Source organism: Streptomyces sp. NPDC048001 (genome assembly GCF_043203115.1).
Lineage (GTDB): Bacteria > Actinomycetota > Actinomycetes > Streptomycetales > Streptomycetaceae > Streptomyces > Streptomyces sanyensis.
This window is the reverse complement of record NZ_JBIDBN010000015.1, coordinates 56,981-78,727: the sequence shown is the minus strand read 5'-3', so window position 1 is coordinate 78,727 and position 21,747 is coordinate 56,981. Positions and strand designations below refer to the sequence as shown.

Genomic DNA, 21,747 nt, shown 5'->3' with positions numbered 1-21,747 from the left:
ATCCTGCTGTCCCCCTGTCATCACGTGTCGAACTCGCCGGTGCCCGGACCGGTCCCGCCGCCGGGCGTCTGCTGCCCGCCGTCGGCGGTCGGGCGGGCGCCGCCCTGCGAGCCCTCCGGCCTCAGTTCCTGCGCCAGCTGGAGCATCCGGTCGCGGACCCCCTGGTCGATGTTCTCGTAGCCGACCTGCGAGGCCGAGACGGCGATGCTGAGGCCGTCGACCTGGAGGGCGAGGATCTTGGAGAGCTTCTCCACCTGGTCGTGGACGCTGGCGTAGACGCTGTAGAGATAGGCGCTCTCGCCGAAGGCGGCGCTGCCGAGCTGCCCCGGCTCGATGCGGCCGGCCCCGACCTTGTCGGGTGCCGCCTCGGAGCCCTCCAGCTCGACGAGCAGCTTGTCGATCTCCCGCTTGAAGGTGGTCATCGACTCCAGCTCGGTGACCAGTTTGACCGCCGAGAGAGCGGGGCCCACGATGGGCACCATCCCCAGCCCCTCCGGTATGACCGGTCGTCCCGTCCCGTCGTCCAGAGCCATCCATGCCTCCCCGTTCACAGCGCTCTACGCCGCCACTCTACCGAGTGGCCATGACAGCAGGCACCCCCGAATTGCAGGTGCAACGCGCGTCACACCCATCGGAGTTGGGCCCTGCAGCCGCTCTTGGCCCGCGTTTCCCGCACCGTCGCGCGGCGCGGTGCGCGGTGGGCGCCGCCCTCGGTGCGGGCGGCGGGGACGCGGTGGCACCGCGTCGGGGGTGCCGTCGTCCGGCCGCCCGCGCGGACGGGCCTCAGGGCAGGCTACGCCTCCGGCCCGTCCAACCGGGAGTCGGGGGCGGGGAAGTGGGCACACGGGCGCCTCAAGAGCGGCCCGGGGGGCGGCCCTTGGGCGGGCCCGGGCCGTACCGGAGCCGTACCCGCACCGCCCGGCGGCGTTGCGCTCAGGAACGGCAATCCGCCCGGGCGCCCGGGAGTGCCGGACGGCCGTCCGCACGGGGCGCCCGGCGGGCGCGGCGTGCCGCCGCCGCGGGTCAGCCCCGGGCGGTGGCCGCGGCCACCGCCGCCTGCGGGCGGATCGGGAGGCGGTTGACCGGGCGGCCGGTCGCCGCGCGGACGGCCGCCGCGACGGCCGCCGGGGAGGTCACCACGGGCACGGCGCTGGCGGGCTTGGCGCCGAACGGCGCGACCACGTCGCGTTCCTCGACCAGCTTCACGATGCGGATGTCCGGTGCGTCGAGGCAGGTGGGGAGGGCGTAGCCGGTGAGGTCGGGGTGGCGGACCAGTCCGCGGGAGGTGCGGAGGTTCTCCGTGAGGGCCGCGCCGATGCCCTGGGTGACGCCCGCCTCGATGCGGGTGGCCAGCTGGGCGGGGTTGAGCACCCGGCCGACGTCCTGGGCCACGGCCATCTCCACGACCCGCACGGAGCCCAGTTCGATGTCGACGTCCACGACGGCGCGGATCGCGCAGAACGCCAGCCCCACGAAGGCGTCCCCCTGTCCGGAGGCGTCGAGGGGCTCGGTGGGGTGGGGGCGGCACTGGGCCGTCGCCCACAGCTCCTTTCCGGCCATGGCCTCCATGACCGTCGTGGAGAGCACCCCGTCGTAGGAGGTGATCCTTCCGTCGGCGATCTGGAGGAGTTCCGTGGACATGCCGAACTGGTGGGCCAGCGGCTGGAGGAGCTGCGTGCGCACCATCTTGGCCGCGCGCTCGACCGCGCCGCCGGAGACCCAGGTGTGGCGGCCGTGCGCGGCCGGACCGGCCGGGGGCTGGTCGGTGTCGACGGCGGCGACCCGTACGTCCTCGACGCCGAGGACGTCCTGGACGATCTGGCGGGCGAGGGTGGCGAAGCCGGAGCCGGTGTCGACCGCGGCGCAGATGACCGTGGCGACGCCGTTCTGCACGCGGACGGTGGCGGTGGAGACCTCGTCGGCGCCTTCGGCCCCGAGCATGTGGACCATGCCGAGGGCGTAGCCGACGCCCCGTCGCACGGCCCCCGGTTCTCCCGCCCCCTCGGGGCCGCCGGGGAGGAGCCAGTCCTCCTCGGGGGTGTCCTTGGGCAGCGAGGGCAGCGGGAAGTCGCGTACGGCCTCCAGCAGTTCGGCGACCGGGGCCGGACAGGTGACGGTCTGCCCGGTGGGCAGGAGGTCCCCGGTGGCGAGGACGTTGCGCAGGCGCAGTTCGGCGGGGTCGACGCCGAGCTTGGCGGCGAGCTTGTCCATCTGCGCCTCGTAGGCGGCGCAGACCTGCATGGCCCCCTCGCCGCGCATGTGCCCGGAGGGCGGGTTGTTGGTGCGCACCGCCCAGCCCTCGATGAAGGCGTGCGGCACGACGTAGGGGCCGCAGGCGAAGGCGACGGCGGCGGCGAGCGACTCGGCGGAGGAGTCGGCGTAGGCCCCGGCGTCGAGGAGGAGTTGGGCCTCGACCTTCACCAGGTGGCCCTCCGCGTCGGCGTGGTGCCGGTAGCGCAGCAGGGTCGGGTGGCGGTGGGCGTGGCCGAGGAAGGACTCCTCGCGGGTCGCGGCGAGCTTGACCGGGCAGCCGGTGCGCAGCGCGAGCAGCCCGAGGGGCAGCTGGAAGCCGGGGTCCTCGCGGTCGCCGGTGGCGCCGGGGACTCCGGTGACCACCACCTTCACGCGGTCCTGCTCCAGGCCGAAGCAGGCGGCGGCGAGGGCGCGGTCGGCGTGGGGGTCGGTGGAGGCCAGGTACAGCTCCACACCGCCGTCGGGGCGGGGCACGGCGAGCCCGGCCTCGGCGCCGACGGGTGCGGGGTCCTGGCGGCCGATGCGGTACAGGCCCTCGACGACGACCTCGCCGACGGCGTCCGGGTCGCCGTAGCGCAGCGGGATGTGGCGCACGAGGTTGCCGTCGGGGTGGAGGGGCTCCGCCTCGAAGGCGCGCTCCGGGTCGGTGACGGGTTCGAGGAGCTCGTACTCGACGGTGATGGCCGCGGCGGCGAGCCGGGCGGTGTCCGGGTGGTCGGCGGCCACGGCGGCGATGGCCTCGCCGTGGTGGCGGACGGTGTCGGCGGCGAAGACCGGGCGGTCGGCGATCCGGCGACCGTAGGCGGTGTCCCCGGGGACGTCCTCGTGGGTGATCACGGCCCGGACGCCGGGCATCTCCCGGGCGGCGGAGGTGTCGACGGAGAGGATGCGCGCATGGGCGTGGGGGGAGCGGAGCAGGGCCGCCCAGAGCAGGCCCTCGGCCCACAGGTCGGAGGCGTAGGGGAAGGTGCCCTCCGTCTTGGCGCGGGTGTCGGCGGCCGGGAGGGAGACCCCCAGGCCGCGGGTGGGTGCCTCGTCGGCCGCGGGGGCGCCCTCGGGCCGGAGCGGCGAGGTGGTGGCCGCGTCGTTGCTCACGCCATGCCTCCGTCGTGCGGGTGCGGCTGGGCACTCCCCTCGCCGGGGGGCGCCTGGTGCGGAACGCGGGCCTCGTCCGGTGCGGAGTCGGCCAGCTGGTCGGCGGTGCCGCCGTCGGGGGCCTCGGCCGCGGCCGCCCGGTCGGCGACGACCTCGCGGACGGCGGAGAGCACACCCTGGTAGCCGGTGCAGCGGCAGAGGTTGCCGCTGAGGGCCCGTCGGGTCTCCAGCTCGCTGGGGGCGTGGTTGCCCTCCAGGAGGTCGTGGACGGTCATCGCCATTCCGGGGATGCAGAAGCCGCACTGGACGGCGCCGCACCGGGCGAGGGCCCGCTGGACGTCCGAGGGCTCGCCGTGGGTGGCCAGGCCCTCGACCGTGCGGATCTCGGATCCGGCCGTGGTGGCGGCGGGGACCAGGCAGGAGGCGACCAGGCGGCCGTCCACCTGCACGTTGCAGGCGCCGCACTCCCCCTGGGAGCAGCCGTCCTTCGCCCCGGCGAGGCCGAGGCGCTCGCGCAGCACGTAGAGCAGGGACTCGCCGATCCAGGCGTCGGTGACGGGGCGGTCGGCGCCGTTGACGGTGAGGACGTACGAGGCGGCCGGGTGCTCGTCTCCCGCGCCGGGCAGCGGCGGGGCGTCCGCCGGGTCGAGGACGGGCAGCGGCTCGGGCGCGGCTGCCGTGTGCGGGGCCTGCCCCGGGGCGTCCTGCGGCGCGGGGTCGGCCTCGGTACGCGGCGGCGGCACGGGGGCGCCGGGCGTGTCCTCCTCGGCGGGCGGGGCGTCCGCCGGGGTCCCGGTCGGGGCCTGTGCGCCGGGCTCCGGGGCGGTGGGCTCCGCGGGGAGGGTCGGGGAGTCGGCGGGCGGGGTGGCGGGGCCCTCGTCCGGGAGGCGGTCCGCCGGGAGGGACTCCGGTTCCGGCGGTCCGCTCTCCGGGGCGGCGGAGAGGTCGTCCGGTGCCTCCGGGGCGGGGTGCGCCTCCCCGGAGGGGGCCCCGGACCGGTCGGCACCGGTGGGCGCGGAGGCGTCCCCGGGCGCGGCGGTGCCCTCGGCCGCGGGGTGTTCGGGGCCGGGCTCGGGGACCGGCGCGGGTCCGGGCTCGGGCGCGGCCTCGGGCGCGGCCGCTCCGTCCGGGAAGGGCTGCGCGGGGTCCCCGGGTGCCGCTTCGGGGGCCTCCGGGAGCGGATCGGGGTCGGGCCCGGGCTGCTGCGCCCAGGGCGCGGGGGCGCCTCCGGGGAGCGTGGTCCAGGCCGGGGCGGCGGCGGGCGCGGTGCCGGGGACCGCGTTGCGCGGGTACTCGCCGGACTCCTCGGGCAGGTCGCCGTCCGCGATGGGGACGGACCACTGCCCGGTCATCTCGTGGGCGGCGGCCGGGTCCCGCGGCGCGGACTCCTCGGGGAAGCTCCACTGGCCGGTCGCGTGCGGATCGTCCGGGTCCCGCGGCGCGGACTCCTCGGGGACGGACCACTGCCCGGTCATCTCGTGGACGGCGGCCGGGTCCCGCGGCGCGGACTCCTCGGGGAAGGCCCACTGGCCGGTCGCCTGCGGATCCTCCGGGTCCCGCGGCGCGGGCGGGCCCTGTGACGCGTGCGGGTCGGGTCCGGCGTGCAGCGGGCCCTGCCCCCGGGCTGCGTCCCGCGCGGCGGCGGGCTCCTCCGGCGGGCCCTGGCGGCCGGGCGCGCCGGAGTGCCCCTGCTGCCAGTCGACGGGCGCCGCGTCCTCGTCGGCCCGGGGCGCGAGGGGCTTCAGGGGCGTGATCATCGGCGGGGTGTAGCCGTGCCCGGGCGCCTCCAGCGGAGCCGCGTCCTGGGGCCCCTCGGGCGGGAGTTGGAGGAAGGTGGTCGACTCGCCGTCGTAGTCGGGTCCGGTGGTCGGCTGCCAGCTGCCGTACTCGTGGACGAAGCTCTGCCCGTGGCCCTGGGTGGCGTACGGGTCGGCCGCCTGCGGCCGGTACGGGTCGGCCGCCTGGGCGCCGTAGGGGTCGGGTTCCCTCGTGCCGTGGGCGCCGTGCTCCTGGGCGTACGGGTCGCGGCCCTCGGCGCCCTGCGGGTAGCCCTGCTCGCGGCCGTACTCCCGCGGGTAGTCCCGGCCGTACCCGCCCGGGTACGCGCGGCCGTAGTCCTGCCCCCGGGCGGTGCCGTAGCCGCCGTAGGCGTGCCCCTCGGAGGCGTCGCGGAGGTAGCCGTCGTCCTCCCGGGTGCGCTCGCGGGTGCCGGGGCGGCCGTCCTGGTCGCCGGGGCCCGGGTGGTGCCGCTCCGCGGCCTCCGGCCGGTCGCCGGGCTCCGGGTGCCCTGTGTGCCGGTGGTCCTCGTCGCTCATGACAGCGCCCTCCCCAGTGCCCGTCGGGCCAGTGCGGCGACGGTGCGCCGCAGGTGCAGTACGGCCGGCGGCAGGGCCTCCGGCTCCTCGCCCGGTGCGGCGGGCACCGGGTCGGGGATGCAGGCGGCGGCGACGTACTCGCCGAAGGCCGCGAGTGCCTCGTCGGCGAGGCCGCGCTCGCCGTCCCAGTCGATCAGCGAGGCGATCCAGCGCTCGGCCTCCAGCGGCCGCAGCGGCATGGGGGCGATCGCCCCGACCGCGCAGCGCACGCCGCGCCGCGCGGGGTCGAGCACGACGGCCACGGAGGCGGTGGCGCGACCGGGCCCGGTGCGCCCGGTGGCCTTGAGGAAGACCTGCGGGGCGTGCAGCAGCGGGACCCGGACGAAGCCGATCAACTCGGCCGGGCCCAGCAGCTCGCGGCCGGCGAGCAGATGGGAGACGGGGATCTCGCGGCGGGCGCCGCCGGGTCCCGCGATCACCAGATCCGCCTCCAGCGCGGCGAGGACGGGCAGGCAGTCCCCGGTGGGCGCGGCGGAGGCGATGTTGCCGCCGAGGGTGCCGGCGTTGCGGATCTGGGGTGGTCCGGCCGCCCGGGCGGAGGCCGCGAGGGCGGGGATCAGCGCGGCGAAGTCGGGGCGGCCCATCCGCGCGTGGGTGAGTCCGGCGCCGAGGAGCGCGTGGCCGTCCTGGTAGCGCCACCCGCGGATCTCGCTGATGCGGCCGAGGCCGACGAGGCCGGCGGGGCGCAGACGGCCCCGGTTGACCGACGTCATCAGGTCGGTCCCGCCGGCGACGGGCACGGCGGCGGGCATGGCGGTGAGAGCCGCCACGGCCTCGTCGAGCGAGTCCGGCAGCGTCACCGACTGTGCGGTCCGCGGTGCGTGCGTGGTCACCCAGCTGCCCCTTCCCGGTGTCCAGGCCATCCCGCCTGTGTGGCCGTACCGTACGTGCTCACAGGCCGGACGTGGCAACTCTGGCACATGTTCCGGGCCGTGCGTCGAGAGGGTCCGCGAAGGGTGCAAACACACCATAAGTCCGATGAGCATGCTTCGGTCCGGTCAGCAGGCCGGAACGGGGCGGTGACCGGGCCCCGGCGAAGGGCCGCGACGGCCGCCGCCCGGGCGGTGCGCGCCCCCTCCCGGGCGCGCACCGCCCGCGGCGGCCGGGCGCGGTCAGATCTCGGGCGGTGCGCCCTCCACGGGGCGTCCCAGGATCCCCGGGCGGCGCTGCCAGGGGCGGGGCCCGCCGGGCGGGCGGTAGTCGACGCCCAGGGCGTCCAAGCGGGCGTAGTGGTCGGCCATGCGCCGCTCGAAGGCGGCGAAGTCCCGCTCGTGCGGGGCCGGGAGCGCCGACCAGGCCACCTCGGCGAAGGCGGCGAGCCGGGGGAAGACCTGGTAGTCCACCCGGGCCCGGTTCTGCATGACCTCGGTCCAGACGTTGGCCTGGGTGCCGATCACATGGGCGGCGGCCTCGGGGGACAGGCTCGGCGGCACCGGCTCGAAACGGTAGACGTCCTCCAGGGTGCGCACATAGCCGATGGGCATGGGCTCCTCCCCCGCGGCCTGGCGGTGGTCCAGGTAGACGTGCTGCTCGGGGCACATCACCACGTCGTGTCCCGCCTCGGCGGCCGCGATGCCTCCCCCCGTGCCGCGCCAGGAGGAGACGGCCGCGCCCTCGGCGAGGCCGCCTTCGAGGATCTCGTCCCAGCCGATCAGCCGGCGCCCGCGCGCCGTCAGCCAGCGGTCGAAGTGGCGGATGAACCAGGACTGCAGGCCGTCCTCGTCGCCGAGTCCCAGCTCCTTGATGCGGGCCTGGGCCGCGGGTGAGGCCCGCCACTGGTCCTTGGGGCACTCGTCGCCGCCGATGTGCACGAACTCGGAGGGGAACAGCGCGAGGACCTCCTCCAGCACCTCCTCGTAGAAGCCGAGCACGGCCTCGGAGGGGGCGAGCACGTTCGGGGTGACGCCCCAGGTGTCCCAGACCTCCACGGAGGCGGTGTCGACGACGTCGGAGTTGCCCAGTCCGGGGTAGGCCGCGATGGCGGCCTGGGAGTGGCCGGGCAGGTCGATCTCGGGCACGACGGTGATGTACCGGTCGGCGGCGTAGGCGACGATCTCGCGGATGTCGTCCTGGGTGTAGTAGCCGCCGTGCGGGGTCTCGTCCCACAGGGGCGAGGCGCGGTGCCCGTACTTGGTGCGGGCGCGCCAGGATCCGACCTCGGTGAGCCGGGGGTGGCGCCGGATCTCGATCCGCCAGCCCTGGTCGTCGGTGAGGTGGAGGTGGAGGACGTTGAGCTTGTGGGCGGCCATCAGGTCGAGGTAGCGCAGGACGTCGTCCTTGGGCATGAAGTGGCGGCACACGTCGAGCAGCAGGCCCCGCCAGCCGAAGCGCGGGGCGTCCCGGACGGTCCCGCGGGCGATGCCCGGCACCGTGCCGGGGCGGATCCGGGAGCGGCGGAAGGCGTCGGGGCCGAGGAGCTGGCGCAGCGTCTGCGCGCCCCAGAACACCCCGGCGCCGCTGCCGCCGCGGATCTCGGCCCGCTGACCGGCCAGGACCGACAGCCGGTAGGCCTCCGGGGCGAGTGCGGGGTCGACGCGCAGGACGACGGTGTCGGGGGCGGCGGCGTCGGTGGACGGCGGCAGGGGCAGCCCCAGTGCGGGTCCCAGCACGGTGCGCAGCCACTGCGCGGTGGGGTCGGTGCCGGGACCGGCGTACAGGGCCGTCTGCCGGTCGGGGGTGAAGGCCGGCCCCTCGCCCGTCTCGGCGTGGGCGGGGGCGGGCACGAGGCCGGGCGGGTGCGGTGGGTTCGCGGTCAAGGAGACTCCTTCGTGGATGTCCCGGCCTGCGGGCCGGGGTGGTGCGGTCTCCCGCTCGCGGGGCGGCGGGGCTTCTGCGGCGGAGGGCGGGGGAGGCGGTTCGCGGCCGGGGCGGTCCGGCGTCCGCGGCCACCGGTCGGCGCCCGTTCCCGTCCTGTTCAGTCCTTCACCGCGCCTCCGAGGCCGGAGACCAGGCGGCGCTGTACGAGGACGAAGAAGACGAGGACGGGGACGGTCATGACGGTGGAGCCCGCCATGATCCCGCCCCAGTCGTTCTCCTCGGGCTTGAAGAAGACGAGCAGGGCCATCGGGAGCGTGGACTGCGAGGTGTCGCTGATGATGAAGGACTTCGCGAAGAGGAAGTCGTTCCAGGTGGAGATGAAGGAGAAGACGCTCGTGGCGACGAGCCCCGGGAACACCAGGGGGAAGAGGATCTGCCAGAGGAAGCGGGTGCGGCCCGCCCCGTCGAGGTGGGCCGCCTCCTCCAGTGCCTCGGGCACGGCTTTGACGAACCCCCTCAGCATCCAGATCGCGAAGGGCAGCGAGAAGGCGAGGTGCGGGAGGACGAGTGCGCCCAGGGTGTTGAGTTGGCCCAGGTCGCGCATCAGGAAGAACAGCGGAATGGTCAGGGCCTCGATCGGCACCGTCTGGGCGATCAGGAACATGATGAGCACGGTGGTGCGGAACCGGAAGCGGAACCGGGTGACGGCAGTGGCCGCGAGAAAGGCGATCACCGCGGAGGCGAGGACCACCGTCCCGGCGACCAGCAGGCTGTTGAGGAAATAGCGGCCGAAGTCCTCCTGCCGGAAGACGCGGTGGAAGGAGTCGAGGGACGGCGCGAGAGTCCAGGGACGCGGTTCGGCCGACTGGATCTCGCCTTCCGGTTTGACGGCGGAAAGGACCATCCAGTAAAGGGGAAAGGCGACTGCCAGTGCCGTGACCAGTGCTGTCGCCTCGGCGGCGAGCCGGCCCGGGCGGCCGGGCCGTGCCCGGCGGAATCCCCGCCCGGAGGGTCGGGAGGCAGGGGTCATATCCCTTCTCCCCGGCGCCGCAGGAGCCGCAGGTACAGGAGGGTGACGGCGAGCAGGATCAGCAGCATCACCACGCCGATCGCCGATCCGAGGCCGTACTGCGAGGAGGCGAACGCCTTCTGGTAGGCGTAGACGTTGAGCACCAGATTCTGTCCGGCGATTCCGCCGCCGCCGGTCATCACGTAGATCTGGGTGAAGACCTTGAAGTCCCAGATGACCGACTGGACGGTGACCACGGCGAGGACGGGGCGGAGCATCGGCGCCATGACGGAGCGCCATGTCCGCCATGACGAGGCGCCGTCGAGTGCGGCGGCTTCCAGGACCTCCTCGGGAATGGCCCGGATTCCCGCGTACACGGTGACCATCACGAACGGATAGGAGCACCAGACCACTTCGAGCAGGACCAGCAGGAAGGCGCTGTAGCGCCCGTAGGTCCAGGAGAAGCCGTCCAGGGAGAGGACCCGGTTGACGGGTCCGAGGTCCGGGTCGAAGAGGAACAGCCAGACGGTGGAGCCGGTGACCGCCGGGGTGGCCCAGGCGCCGAGCGAGGCCAGCATCAGGGCCGTCCTGGGCAGGGCGCGGACGCGGGTGAGCAGCACGGCGAGGGTGCAGCCGACCGCGAGGGTGGCGAGGACGCAGGCGGCGGCGAACAGCACGGTCGTGAGCAGCACCTCGCGGAACCGGGGGTCGCCGAAGAGGGTGCGGTAGTTGCCGAGCCCCTGGAAGGTGGTCGGCTGCCCTCCGCTGACCTGTGCCTGGGTGTATTCGAGGAGCGAGATCAGGCCGAGTTGGTAGACGGGGTAGACCAGCAGGGCGGCGAGCACGGCGAGGGCGGGGGCGAGGTACAGCCACGGGGTCGCGCCGCCGCGGCGTCCCGTGCGCGCGGGGGCGGCCGGGCGGCCCGGGCGCGGCCGCCCCCGTGCGGGGCCCGGGGGCCGTGCGGCGGTGCCGGCGGTGCGGGCCTCCGGGGGTGCGGTGGCGGCGGGGTCGGAGGGCACCGGGTCAGCCCGCGTCGGCGAAGGCGGCGTCCATGGCGCGGGCGGCGTCGGAGGCGGCCGTCCGGACGTCCTTGCGGCCGCTGACGACCTCCTGGAACATCGTCGGCAGCACGAGCGAGGCGTCGATCCGCCCCCAGGCGGGCGTGGCGGGCACGAAGCGGGAGCCGGAGCCGAGGGTCTCGATGAAGGGGGCCACGAACGGTTCCTTTCCGACGGCCGCCGCGCGGACGTCGGTGAAGGTGGGCAGGAAGCCCATGGCCTCGAAGAGGGCCGCCTGCGCCTCCTTGCCGGCCAGCCGCTTCATCAGGTCCACGGCGAGGGTGCGGTGGCCGGTGCTGCGCAGGACGCCGAGGTTGTTGCCTCCGGCGAAGGCGGGGGCGATCTCCCCCTCGCGGACCCCGGGCAGCGGGACGACGGCGTACCGTCCCCCGGCCGCTCCGGCCTCGACGGCACGACGGCTGAAGTCCCCGCCGATGACCATGGCGGCCTTTCCGGCGGCGAAGGCGGTGATGGTGGCGTTGCCGCCCATCGCGGCGCAGGTGGCGGCGGGGCAGTTGTCCTCGCCGAAGAGCGCGGTGTAGGCGGCGATCCCCCTGCGGGACGCGGGGCTGTCGATGACGGAGGTCCAGGCACCGTCCCGGAGTTCGGCGATGCCGCCGCCGTGGGCCCAGATGAACGGCAGGGCGCCGTAGGTGTTGGCGCCGCCCACGGCGATGCCGTACAGCTCCGGACGGGCGGCGCGGATCCGCTTCGCCGCGGACAGGAGCTCGTCCTGGGTCCCGGGGGGCTCGATGCCGAGGTCGGCGAAGACGTCGGTGCGGTAGTAGAGGGCGCGGGCGCCGACGAAGAGGGGGACGCCGTGGACCCTGCCGCCCACGGTGACGGACTGCCGGGCGGTGGGGTCGGTGTCCGCGGCCTCGTCCCAGGCCCCGAACTCGGCGGTGACATCGGCCAGTCCGCCGTCCTCGACGTATCCGGCGGTGTCGGTGTTGCCGTACTCGATCACGTCCGGGGCGCTCTCCGGGTCGTTGAAGGCCGCCTTGATCCGCTCGGCGCGGGTCTCGACGGGGATGTACTCGACCCGGACGTCGACGCCCTCGTGGGCCTTGACGAAGCCGGCCACGGCGGCGTCGACGACCTTCTCCTTGGGCGCGTTGCCGACCTCCCGGAAGAGCCACACGCGCAGGGTGCCGGTCCTGCCGTCCTCCTGGGAGGCGCCGGAGGAGGTGGCCGGGGCGCAGGCGGTCGCCGCGAGGCCGGCGAGGGCGAGTGCCGCGGCGGGGGCGGCGAATCGGGCGATCAGGTTCATGCAGGGACTCCCACGACATGGCGTTGCAGCATGTGCAACATGCGTTTCGTACTGCACAACACGCAGGAGGCTAGGGGGGTGCGGCGCGACGCCACAAGAGGTCGCCGCCGGCCGGGTCGTGTCCGGCACACGGCGCTGTCCGCCCGTGGGGCGCCGAGCGGGAGGTGCCGGACCCGGCCTCCCGGGACGGAACACCTCGTGGCCGACCGGTGCGCCCCCGGCAACGCCCGCGCCCCGCACGCCCTTTCGCCCCGGCCGCCCGCCGGGCGCGGCTCCCGCCGCCCCGCCCGCCCCGGCCGCCCGCCCGGCATGCGAACGGCCCCCCGGTGCGCCTGGAGCGCGCCGGGGGGCCGTCGGAGCCGTGGGTCGCGGGGAGGTGGCGGTGGGGCCGCCGCGGGGGCTACTTCTTGCCGCCGTCCTTGCCCTTGTCGCCGCCGGATCCCATCGAGTCGTAGATCTCCTTGCACATGGGGCAGACCGGGTACTTCTTGGGGTCGCGCCCCGGCACCCAGACCTTGCCGCACAGGGCCACGACGGGAGTGCCGTCGAGGGCACTCGCCATGATCTTGTCCTTCTGGACGTAGTGGGCGAAGCGCTCGTGGTCGCCGTCGCCGTGCGACACCTGCGGCGTCGGTTCTACGAGGGTCCCGGTGCCTGTCCCGCGCTCGGGCTCAAGAGTGCTCATAGGCTCCAAGGGTACCCACGCACCGGCCGGTGCGGGAGCACGGCCCGCGCGGGGCCCGGGCGGGCGCGCCGCAACCCGCCCGCGTCAGTTCAGGCTCGGGTCGTCCGGGTAGGTCGCGAACATGGCGAGCTCGCTGCGCTGCCTGCGCAGGACCGCGCGCCACAGCCCCTCCGGGTGCGGTGAGGAGACGTCGCCCGGCTCGGACTCGACCACGTACCAGGCGCCCTCCTCCAGCTCCGACTCCAGCTGGCCGGGCCCCCAGCCCGCGTACCCGGCGAAGATCCGCAGCGAGCCCAGGGCGGCGCCCAGCAGTTCAGGGGGCGCCTCCAGGTCGACCAGCCCGATGGCGCCGTGCACCCGCCGCCAGCCGAGCGGCCCCTCGTCGCCGGGGATCACCGCGACGCCGAGGGCGGAGTCCAGCGAGACGGGTCCCCCCTGGAAGACCACGCCCGGTTCCCCGGTGTGCGCGGCCCATGCCTGGAGGATGTCCGCGACGCCGACGGGCGTCGGCCGGTTGAGGACCACGCCGAGCGAGCCCTCGTCGTCGTGGTCGAGCAGCAGCACGACCGCGCGGTCGAAGTTCGGGTCCGCGAGGGCCGGTGTGGCGACGAGCAGCCGCCCTGTGAGCGAGGACACCTCGGTCATGCGACACATGATCCCGCATCTCGGGCCGCCGCGGGGGCCGAGCGCCGCAGTGCGCCGAGCCCGCAGGTCGCGGTGGTGCGGGCCGAGCGCCCCCGGCCGCTGCGCGGTGACCGTCCGCGAGAGGGTGCGGACGGAGCGTGTTGTGCCGAAACCATGACGTTCCTGCCACCCCCTCGCCCATACTGCCCGGGCCCTTCCGCCCCTTACCCTTTTCTCTGGCCCCCCGTCCGACCTCCGCCCGGCCCCGCCGGGAGGACCCCTCCGGAACGCGAGATTCATGACCGGCACAGACGATGTACTGCTTGTCCACGGCGGCACCCCGCTGGAGGGCGAGATCCGTGTCCGCGGCGCGAAGAACCTCGTGCCCAAGGCGATGGTCGCCGCACTGCTCGGCAGCGGTCCGAGCCGGCTGCGGAATGTGCCCGACATCCGTGACGTGCGCGTCGTCCGGGGCCTGCTCCAGCTGCACGGTGTGACCGTCCGCCCGGGCGAGGAGCCGGGCGAGCTGGTGCTCGACCCGACGCACGTCGAGAGCGCCAACGTCGCCGACATCGACGCCCACGCCGGGTCCTCGCGCATCCCGATCCTGTTCTGCGGGCCGCTGCTGCACCGCCTGGGCCACGCCTTCATCCCCGGTCTCGGCGGCTGCGACATCGGCGGCCGGCCGATCGACTTCCACTTCGACGTGCTGCGCCAGTTCGGCGCGACGATCGAGAAGCGCGCGGACGGCCAGTACCTGGAGGCCCCGCAGCGCCTGCGCGGCACCAAGATCCGCCTGCCGTACCCCTCGGTGGGCTCCACCGAGCAGGTGCTGCTGACGGCCGTGCTGGCGGAGGGCGTCACCGAGCTGACCAACGCGGCGGTGGAGCCGGAGATCGAGGACCTGATCTGCGTCCTGCAGAAGATGGGCGCGATCATCTCCGTGGACACCGACCGGACGATCCGGATCACCGGCGTCGAGAAGCTCGGCGGCTACACCCACCGGGCGCTGCCCGACCGTCTGGAGGCGGCCTCCTGGGCCTCGGCCGCGCTCGCCACCGAGGGCGACATCTATGTCCGCGGGGCCCAGCAGCGCTCGATGATGACCTTCCTGAACACCTACCGGAAGGTCGGCGGCGCGTTCGAGATCGACGACGAGGGCATCCGCTTCTGGCACCCCGGCGGGCGGCTGGCCTCCATCGCGCTGGAGACGGACGTCCACCCCGGTTTCCAGACCGACTGGCAGCAGCCGCTGGTCGTCGCCCTGACGCAGGCCACCGGTCTGTCGATCGTGCACGAGACGGTGTACGAGTCGCGTCTCGGCTTCACCTCGGCGCTCAACCAGATGGGCGCCCACATCCAGCTGTACCGGGAGTGCCTCGGCGGCTCCGACTGCCGCTTCGGCCAGCGCAACTTCCTCCATTCGGCGGTCGTGTCCGGTCCCACCAGGCTCCAGGGCGCGGATCTGGTGATCCCCGACCTCCGCGGCGGGTTCTCCTACCTGATCGCCGCACTGGCCGCGCAGGGGACCTCGCGGGTCCACGGCATCGGGCTGATCAACCGCGGCTACGAGAACTTCATGGAGAAGCTGGAGAAGCTCGGCGCGAAGGTCGAGCTGCCCGGCGGCCCGGTGGTCTGAGCCCCTCCGCCTCCCCTGCGGCCCCCGCGGACCTGGTCCGCGGGGGCCGCGGCGCGTCCGGGGCGAAGGGCGCGGGCCCCGGCGCCGGGGCCGCACGGCACGGCGCAGGAGGGCCTCGGCCACGGCGCCGGGGCCGCACAGGCCGGTCCCGGGCGGCGCGGGCGGGCACGGCGAAGGGCGGGCACCGGGAAACCGGTACCCGCCCTTCGGGGCTTCGGGCCGCCTTACTTGCCCTTGGCGGCTTCCTTGAGCTTGGAGCCCGCGGAGACCTTCACGCTGTAGCCGGCGGGGATCTGGATCGGGTCGCCGGTCTGCGGGTTGCGGGCGGTGCGAGCGGCACGGTGGGTGCGCTCGAAGGTCAGGAAGCCGGGGATGGTGACCTTCTCGTCGCCCTTGGCGACGACCTCGCCGACGGTCTCGGCGAGAGCCGCCAGGACGGCGTCGGCGTCCTTGCGGGTCACCTCGGCGCGGTCGGCCAGCGCGGCCACCAGCTCACTGCGGTTCATGTTCTTACTCCCGTGTTCTTCTTGCTGTTGAGGCGTGCCACGCGGCAGGGCCGCGCAGTGGGCACACCGAAGCCGATGCTGCCAGGGCCCTCGGACAGTCCCCTGACCCGGGTCTGCGGTCAGACCCTCGCGCCCGAATACGCATCCTGCCCCCACGACCGGCGGGAACGCCAATCCGGCACTCTCGCGGGTCACACGAAAAGCGCCACCTCCCTGCCGTGGTGACGTTGCGTCGACTGTGCCGGAACACCCCGGAGCGGCCATGGGCCCGCGCAGCGCCACCCTACGGGCTGCCCCGTGCTCCCCGGTGGACCGGCACGCGGCGCCGGACGCGTGCGCCGCACGGCGGAGGGCCGCCCGGGTGCCGGGGGGATCCGGGCGTTCCGGCGACGCGGCGGGGTGCCGCGGCCGCCGCGTGCGCCCGCCGGGGCCCGCGGCGGCGCGGCGGGATCAGGCCGGAGTGGGGGTCGTCACAGAGGCGCCCGCGGCCTTGGCGGCCTCCCGCACGGCGCCCGCGACGGCTCCCGCGACCTTGTCGTTGAACACCGAGGGGATGATGTAGTTCGGGTTCAGCTCGTCGTCGGTGACGACGTTCGCCAGGGCCGAGGCGGCGGCGAGCATCATCTCGGTGCTGACCGTGCGCGAGGTGGCGTCGAGCAGGCCGCGGAAGACGCCCGGGAACACCAGCACGTTGTTGATCTGGTTGGGGAAGTCGGAACGCCCGGTGGCCACAACGGCCGCCGTCCGGCGGGCGATTGCGGGGTCGACCTCCGGATCCGGGTTCGCGAGCGCGAACACGACGGCGTCCTCGGCCATGGCGGCGACGTCGTCGGCGCCGAGCAGGTTGGGGGCCGAGACGCCGATGAACACGTCGGCGCCCACGACGGCCTCCCTGAGCGTGCCGGTGACACCCTCGGGGTTGGTGTTGTCGGCGATCCAGCGCAGCGGGGAGTCGGGCGTGGCGTGGACGAGGTCCTCGCGGCCCGCGTGCACCACCCCGTGGATGTCGGCGACGACGGCGTGCTTGACCCCGGCGGCGATCAGCAGTTTGAGGATGGCGGTGCCGGCCGCGCCCGCGCCGGACATGACGACGCGTACGTCCGAGACGGACTTGCCCACCACGCGCAGGGCGTTGGTGAGGGCGGCGAGCACGACGATCGCCGTGCCGTGCTGGTCGTCGTGGAAGACGGGGATGTCCAGGGCCTCGCGCAGCCGGGCCTCGATCTCGAAGCAGCGCGGCGCGGAGATGTCCTCCAGGTTGATCCCGGCGAAGCCGGGGGCGATCGCCTTGACGATCTCGACGATGGCGTCGGTGTCCTGGGTGTCGAGGCAGATGGGCCAGGCGTCGATGCCGGCGAAGCGCTTGAAGAGGGCGGCCTTGCCCTCCATCACCGGCAGGGCCGCCTTGGGGCCGATGTTGCCGAGGCCGAGCACGGCGGAGCCGTCCGTCACCACTGCAACGGAGTTGCGCTTGATGGTGAGGCGGCGGGCGTCCTCGGGGTTCTCGGCGATGGCCATGCAGACCCGGGCCACGCCGGGGGTGTAGACCATGGAGAGGTCGTCGCGGTTGCGGATGGGGTGCTTGGACGCCATCTCGATCTTGCCGCCGAGGTGCATCAGGAACGTACGGTCGGAGACCTTGCCGAGGACGACGCCCTCGATACCGCTCAGCCCCTCGACGATCTCGTCGGCGTGGGCGGTGGAGCTGGCCGCGATGGTGACGTCGATGCGCAGCTTCTCGTGGCCGGAGGCGGTCACGTCGAGACCGGTCACCGATCCGCCGGACGATTCCACGGCGGTGGTGAGCTGGGAGACCGCGGTTCCGCTCGCGGGCACCTCCAACCGGACCGTCATCGAGTACGAGACGCTTGGCGCCGTTGCCATGACCGGGTTCCTCTGCTTTCCCTAGCTTCGTTGCTACGCGGTGCCCGGGCCCGGGGCCCGGCAGCGCCCCTTGATGGTGACACCTACCTGCGGGTAGCAGGTAATGCGGTCATTTAGTTTTCGGAAACTGTTTTCCACCATACGAGAAGTGGTGGGGAAAACAGAAGAGGTCCGGACCACCGAGGGGTGGTCCGGACCTCGTCAGGCTGGGTGAAGCGGCACCGACCCGCCATGCTCGCCTCGCGGCAAGTGGTCGCTCGAAGCGACGAAGGTTGGGCCCGGGGGCTTGGATCGGGCCGGTGCCACCCCCAGGCTAACGCACCTTCCCCACGGCTGATTCCGTTCCGGCGGACCGTTTTCCGCCACCCCGTCCGCGGCACGGACCGATGCACGGAGACCGCCGAGGGAGCCGGCGGCAGGACGCGGCCGGGGCCGTGGTGGTCGACGGGCCGGGCCCGCGGCCCGCACCCGCCCCGGGCGGGAGGCCGTGCCCGCCGCGCGCCGCCGGAGTGCGCTGCCGGTCAGTCCCGCAGCAGGGCGGGGACCCCGTCCGCGTCCGGCTCGTCCACCGTGCCGGAGACCAGGGTGAGCTGCTGGGTCGCCCGGGTGAGTGCGACATACAGCACACGCAGCCCGGCCGGGGACTCGTCGGCCACCTCCGCGGGGGAGACCACCACCGTCGCGTCGTACTCCAGCCCCTTGGCCTCCAGGGAGCCGAGGGCCACGGCCCGGTCCCCCAGCCCGGACAGCCAGCGGGCGGCCTCCTCGCGGCGGCGCATGGCGACGACCACGCCCACCGTGCCCTCCACCTCGGCCAGCAGGCGCTCCGCCTCGGCCCGCACCGTGGCGGCGAGGCCGCCCCGCGCCCCGACGACCGCGAACCGCGGCCGGACGCCGGTGGAGCGGACCGCCCGGGGGGCCGCCATCCCGGGCATCGCCACGGCCAGCACCCGGGCCGCCAGCTCGGCGATCTCCGCGGGGTTGCGGTAGTTCACGGTCAGCTCGAACCGGCGGCGGGGCCGGGTGCCGAGCGCCTCGTCGCGGGCCTCGGCCGCCTCCTCCGGCGAGGACCAGGAGGACTGGGCGGGGTCCCCCACCACCGTCCAGGTGGCGTGGCGGCCCCGGCGGCCGATCATGCGCCACTGCATGGGCGTGAGGTCCTGGGCCTCGTCGACGATCACATGGGCGTACTCGGTGCGCTCGGCGGCCAGCCGCTCGGCCCGCTCCCGCTGGGACTCCTCGCGCTGCGGCATCAGCTCCTGGAGGCCGGTGAGCTGGTCCAGCGGGTCGAGTTCCCGCTTGCGGCGCGGACGGGCCGGGGTGCCCAGCAGCGTGTCCAGCTCGTCCAGCAGGGCCACGTCGTGCACCGACAGCGCGTCCCGGCGCAGCGAGCGCGCGAGCCGCCGCACCTCACCGGGGTCGAGGACGCGGCGGGCCCAGCGCCCGAGGCGCCGCTCGTCCGCCATGGCGGCCAGCACCCCGCGGGGCGTCAGCTCCGGCCACCAGGCGTCGAGGAACTCCAGGAAGGCGTCCTCGGTGGAGACGTCCTCGTCGAAGGAGGCACGCAGCTCGGCGGCCAGCTCCGGGTCGGAGTGGCGCCCGGCGGCGCCGGACTTCGCGTACAGCGCGTCCAGCAGCAGCCGCCGGGCGCGGGGGCGCAGCAGGTTGACCGGGGTGGTGCCGCCGAGCGCGATGGCGCGGACGCGGCGGAGGTCCCCGGCCTCCAGCTCCAGGCGGCGGCCGAAGGCCACGACCCGCAGCCGGTCCGCGGTGGGGGCGGCGGGCTCCTCGCCGAGGGCGAGCTGCCCGGACGGGGCGGCGGCGCCCGGCTGCTCCAGGGCGCCCCGCGCGGCCTTGCGCAGCACCTTCAGCATCCGCGACGAGCCCTTGATCCGGGCCACCGCCGGCTCGTCGTAGGCCGTCGCCTCGGCGCCGTCGACCAGGGAGCCGACGGCCCGGATCGCGACCTGGCCCTCCTCGCCGAGCGACGGCAGCACGCCCTCGGTGTACGCGACCAGCAGCGGGGTCGGGGAGACCACGAGGATGCCGCCCGCGTAGCGGCGGCGGTCCTTGTAGAGGAGGTAGGCGGCCCGGTGCAGGGCCACCGCGGTCTTGCCCGTGCCGGGGCCGCCCTCCACATAGGTGACGGACGCGGCGGGGGCGCGGATGACCAGGTCCTGCTCGGCCTGGATGGAGGCGACGATGTCGCGCATGGTGTGGCCCCGGGCCTGCCCGAGGGCGGCCATGAGGGCCCCGTCCCCGACCGCGGGGAGCGGTGCGCCGTCGAGGAGGGCGGTCAGCTCGGGGCGCATCAGGTCGTCCTCGACGCCGAGCACCCTGCGGCCCCGGGAGCGGATGACGCGCCGGCGTACGACACGGCCGGGCTCGACCGGGGTCGAGCGGTAGAAGGGCGCGGCGGCGGGCGCCCGCCAGTCGATGACCAGCGGCGCGTAGTCGGCGTCGAGCACGCCGATCCGGCCGATGTGCAGGGTCTCCCCGATGTCGGCGGTCCCGTCGGGCCGCACGGCGTCGTCGGCGGGCTCGACCGAGGTGTGGGCGCCGTCCGGTCCGCGTTCGCCGTCCTTGCCGTGGAGGAGGTCGATGCGGCCGAAGAGGAAGTCCTCGAACTCGTTGTTGAGCCGGTTGAGGTGGATCCCGGCGCGGAAGACCTGGGCGTCCCGCTCGGCGAGTGCGCCCGGTGTGCCGACCTGCCCGCGCCGGGCGGCGTCCTGCATGAGGAACTCCGCCTCGTGGATCTTCTCCTCCAGACGGCGGTAGACCCGGTCCAGGTGGACCTGCTCGACGGCCGTCTCGCGGTCGCGCACCGAGTCGGCGGCCGGGTCGGCCGCGGGCGCGACGGGTGAATCAACGGAATCAGCGGCATCCTGCGCGGCCACCGGGCCCCCTTCTGACGTGCACTGGGCAGCCGTCAACCGTACGCCACGGCGGGTGGGTCGTGCACCCGGGCGCCCGGTGGCGGGTCGCCGGGCGGGTCGCAGGGGGTGACGCGGGGCGGGTCGCAGGGGGTGACGCGGGGGCCGGGCGGCGCGCGGCTGCCCGGGGGAAGGGGCCCCGGGGAAGGGGGCGGGCCGGGACAGCAGTGTGTCCCGGCCCGCGGGGAAGGCCGGACGTGGATCGCGGGGACCGCTGCGCTACACGTCGACCTCCACGAGGCGTTTGCCGTCGAAGGTGCGGACCTCGAAGTGGTCGATGTCGTTCCGCTCCATCGCGGCGCCGCCGTGGACGTAGAGCGGGGCCTTCGCCGACTTCTCGGGGCTGTCGGGGATCCCGTACCCCCACTTCGGGACGGACCAGGAGGTGACGACCTCCTCCTCGCCGGTCTTGGACACGGCGATCAGGCTGCACTTCAGGGGGCCCCGGACGTTCTTGAGCTCCAGGACCGCATGGGTGCCCCAGCCCTTGCTCTCCATGCCGATCACCGCGCTGACCTTCGTGGTCGCGTCGGTGGCCTGCGCCTTCGCCTCCATGTGGTGGAAGAAGGCGTCCTCGGCGGGGCTGGTGGGGTGGGGGTCCGCGGCCAGGGTGCTGCCGGAGGGGCTGCCCGAGGTGGCCTGGACGGCGACGGCGGGGGCCCCGATGATCAGGGCTGCTGCGGCGGCGACCAGGTACATCCCCCGGCGCCGCTTGGCGGCCCGCCGGGCCGCGACCTCGTCGAGGAGGCCTTCGAGCACACGGGGGCCCGGCGCGGCGGGCACCACGGCGGGCGCGGGCCGGGGCTGCGGGAAGTCCTCGAAGCCGGGCAGGCCGTAGACGTTGCCGGGCGGAGCGGCCGGCGCCGGGGCCGGGGCGTCGGCCAGCATCGCCAGCATCGGTTCGATGCCCGAGAACTCGTCGAGGCGGGCGGCGCAGATGTCGCAGCCGGCCAGATGGGCCTCGAAGGCGGAGGCGTCCGCGTCGTCGAGCACGCCGAGCACATAGGCGCCGACGGCGTCGTGCACGGACTCCTGTTCGCGCCGGTCGTACCCGGTCATGCCGTGACCCCCCTCTCCTCCAGAGCGAGCTTCATCGAACGCAGTGCGTAGAACACCCGGGACCGTACGGTCCCGCTGGGTATGCCGAGTGTCTCGGCCGCCTCGTTGACCGTACGTCCCTTGAAATACGTCTCCACAAGGACTTCCCGGTGTGCGGGCGTCAAATCGTCGAGTGCATCCGAGAGCGTCATCAGCCACAACGCCTTGTCGATCTCGTCCTCCGCGGGCATGACCTCCAGCGGCGACGGGTCGACCTCCTGCGGCCGGGCCTGCCGGCTGCGGTGGCCGTCGATGACGATGCGCCGGGCGACCGTCACCAGCCAGGGTCGGACAGAGCCGGTGGCCTGATTCAGCCGACCGGCGTTCTTCCAGGCACGGATGAGCGTCTCCTGCACGACGTCCTCCGCGCGCTGGCGGTCTCCCGCGACAAGACGGAGTACGTAGGCGAGCAGCGGTCCGGCATGTTCGCGATAGAGCGCGCGCATCAGGTCCTCGTCGGGGACGGAGGGTTCGATGCGCGGCTTCTCGCTGCGATGGCGGGCCCGTTGCGGACGGTCATCGGCCACGGCGGCATCCTTGCGCACCTGAACCTCCCGGTCG

The 21,747-nt window shown here is 74.7% G+C and carries 16 protein-coding genes; 1 reads left to right on the top strand and 15 read right to left on the bottom strand.

Going from position 1 to position 21,747, the window contains the following annotated elements; genetic code table 11:
- Positions 1-20: 20 nt before the first annotated feature.
- From ACGF15_RS25705 to ACGF15_RS25660, 10 genes are all read right to left on the bottom strand, one after another.
- A complete protein-coding gene (locus ACGF15_RS25705; RefSeq protein WP_392802278.1) occupies positions 21-533 on the bottom strand; it encodes a hypothetical protein in 513 nt (170 codons plus the stop codon).
- A gap of 490 nt (positions 534-1,023) precedes the next feature.
- Positions 1,024-3,348, bottom strand: coding sequence for a xanthine dehydrogenase family protein molybdopterin-binding subunit (locus ACGF15_RS25700; RefSeq protein WP_345611270.1), 2,325 nt, complete (start codon positions 3,346-3,348; stop codon positions 1,024-1,026).
- A complete protein-coding gene (locus ACGF15_RS25695) occupies positions 3,345-5,663 on the bottom strand; it encodes a 2Fe-2S iron-sulfur cluster-binding protein (protein ID WP_392802276.1) in 2,319 nt (772 codons plus the stop codon). Before ACGF15_RS25695 ends, ACGF15_RS25700 begins: the two co-directional genes overlap by 4 nt.
- Complete coding sequence (locus ACGF15_RS25690) at positions 5,660-6,556, bottom strand: FAD binding domain-containing protein (protein WP_345611274.1); 897 nt, start codon at positions 6,554-6,556, stop codon at positions 5,660-5,662. Before ACGF15_RS25690 ends, ACGF15_RS25695 begins: the two co-directional genes overlap by 4 nt.
- 279 nt (positions 6,557-6,835) lie before the next feature.
- The gene (locus ACGF15_RS25685) at positions 6,836-8,479 is read right to left on the bottom strand and encodes a beta-N-acetylhexosaminidase (RefSeq protein WP_392802273.1); all 1,644 of its coding nucleotides are present in this window, start codon (positions 8,477-8,479) and stop codon (positions 6,836-6,838) included.
- Between the two features lie 158 nt (positions 8,480-8,637).
- Positions 8,638-9,510, bottom strand: coding sequence for a carbohydrate ABC transporter permease (locus tag ACGF15_RS25680; RefSeq protein ID WP_345611276.1), 873 nt, complete (start codon positions 9,508-9,510; stop codon positions 8,638-8,640).
- Positions 9,507-10,508: a sugar ABC transporter permease gene (locus ACGF15_RS25675; protein ID WP_345611278.1), complete on the bottom strand. Its 1,002-nt coding sequence runs from the start codon at positions 10,506-10,508 to the stop codon at positions 9,507-9,509. Before ACGF15_RS25675 ends, ACGF15_RS25680 begins: the two co-directional genes overlap by 4 nt.
- A 4-nt stretch (positions 10,509-10,512) precedes the next feature.
- A complete protein-coding gene (locus ACGF15_RS25670; RefSeq protein WP_392802268.1) occupies positions 10,513-11,817 on the bottom strand; it encodes an extracellular solute-binding protein in 1,305 nt (434 codons plus the stop codon).
- A gap of 400 nt (positions 11,818-12,217) precedes the next feature.
- Positions 12,218-12,502: a DUF3039 domain-containing protein gene (locus tag ACGF15_RS25665; RefSeq protein WP_256523340.1), complete on the bottom strand. Its 285-nt coding sequence runs from the start codon at positions 12,500-12,502 to the stop codon at positions 12,218-12,220.
- Positions 12,503-12,586: 84 nt separating this feature from the next.
- Positions 12,587-13,147, bottom strand: coding sequence for a YqgE/AlgH family protein (locus tag ACGF15_RS25660; RefSeq protein ID WP_345611282.1), 561 nt, complete (start codon positions 13,145-13,147; stop codon positions 12,587-12,589).
- 277 nt (positions 13,148-13,424) lie between these two features.
- Between ACGF15_RS25660 and murA the strand changes: the two genes are divergently transcribed.
- Positions 13,425-14,765, top strand: coding sequence for a UDP-N-acetylglucosamine 1-carboxyvinyltransferase (gene murA, locus ACGF15_RS25655; protein WP_345611284.1), 1,341 nt, complete (start codon positions 13,425-13,427; stop codon positions 14,763-14,765).
- A 224-nt stretch (positions 14,766-14,989) separates the two neighbouring features.
- Here murA and ACGF15_RS25650 read toward each other — a convergent pair whose 3' ends face one another.
- The 5 genes from ACGF15_RS25650 to ACGF15_RS25630 all read right to left on the bottom strand — a co-directional run bounded on the left by ACGF15_RS25650 (position 14,990) and on the right by ACGF15_RS25630 (position 21,731).
- Positions 14,990-15,271, bottom strand: coding sequence for an HU family DNA-binding protein (locus ACGF15_RS25650; protein WP_004571953.1), 282 nt, complete (start codon positions 15,269-15,271; stop codon positions 14,990-14,992).
- A 450-nt stretch (positions 15,272-15,721) separates the two neighbouring features.
- Positions 15,722-17,155: an NAD-dependent malic enzyme gene (locus ACGF15_RS25645; protein ID WP_256523343.1), complete on the bottom strand. Its 1,434-nt coding sequence runs from the start codon at positions 17,153-17,155 to the stop codon at positions 15,722-15,724.
- 521 nt (positions 17,156-17,676) lie between these two features.
- Positions 17,677-20,052 carry a HelD family protein gene (locus ACGF15_RS25640; RefSeq protein ID WP_376426939.1) on the bottom strand — a complete coding sequence of 792 codons (2,376 nt, stop codon included), beginning with the start codon at positions 20,050-20,052 and terminating at the stop codon, positions 17,677-17,679.
- Between the two features lie 255 nt (positions 20,053-20,307).
- Positions 20,308-21,147 carry a zf-HC2 domain-containing protein gene (locus ACGF15_RS25635; protein WP_345611288.1) on the bottom strand — a complete coding sequence of 280 codons (840 nt, stop codon included), beginning with the start codon at positions 21,145-21,147 and terminating at the stop codon, positions 20,308-20,310.
- Entirely contained in the window at positions 21,144-21,731 is a 588-nt protein-coding gene (locus ACGF15_RS25630) for a sigma-70 family RNA polymerase sigma factor (protein WP_256523345.1), read from the bottom strand. The genes ACGF15_RS25635 and ACGF15_RS25630 overlap by 4 nt, the downstream gene beginning before the upstream one ends.
- Positions 21,732-21,747: the final 16 nt, after the last annotated feature.

What these genes read in the sequence shown, in the direction of transcription:
- ACGF15_RS25705 (WP_392802278.1), bottom strand. Translation starts at nt 533, where the DNA reads ATGGCTCTGGACGACGGGACGGGACGACCGGTCATACCGGAGGGGCTG.
- ACGF15_RS25695 (WP_392802276.1), bottom strand. Translation starts at nt 5,663, where the DNA reads ATGAGCGACGAGGACCACCGGCACACAGGGCACCCGGAGCCCGGCGAC.
- ACGF15_RS25680 (WP_345611276.1), bottom strand. Translation starts at nt 9,510, where the DNA reads ATGACCCCTGCCTCCCGACCCTCCGGGCGGGGATTCCGCCGGGCACGG.
- ACGF15_RS25670 (WP_392802268.1), bottom strand. Translation starts at nt 11,817, where the DNA reads ATGAACCTGATCGCCCGATTCGCCGCCCCCGCCGCGGCACTCGCCCTC.
- ACGF15_RS25665 (WP_256523340.1), bottom strand. Translation starts at nt 12,502, where the DNA reads ATGAGCACTCTTGAGCCCGAGCGCGGGACAGGCACCGGGACCCTCGTA.
- ACGF15_RS25660 (WP_345611282.1), bottom strand. Translation starts at nt 13,147, where the DNA reads ATGACCGAGGTGTCCTCGCTCACAGGGCGGCTGCTCGTCGCCACACCG.
- murA (WP_345611284.1), top strand. Translation starts at nt 13,425, where the DNA reads ATGACCGGCACAGACGATGTACTGCTTGTCCACGGCGGCACCCCGCTG.
- ACGF15_RS25650 (WP_004571953.1), bottom strand. Translation starts at nt 15,271, where the DNA reads ATGAACCGCAGTGAGCTGGTGGCCGCGCTGGCCGACCGCGCCGAGGTG.
- ACGF15_RS25645 (WP_256523343.1), bottom strand. Translation starts at nt 17,155, where the DNA reads ATGGCAACGGCGCCAAGCGTCTCGTACTCGATGACGGTCCGGTTGGAG.
- ACGF15_RS25635 (WP_345611288.1), bottom strand. Translation starts at nt 21,147, where the DNA reads ATGACCGGGTACGACCGGCGCGAACAGGAGTCCGTGCACGACGCCGTC.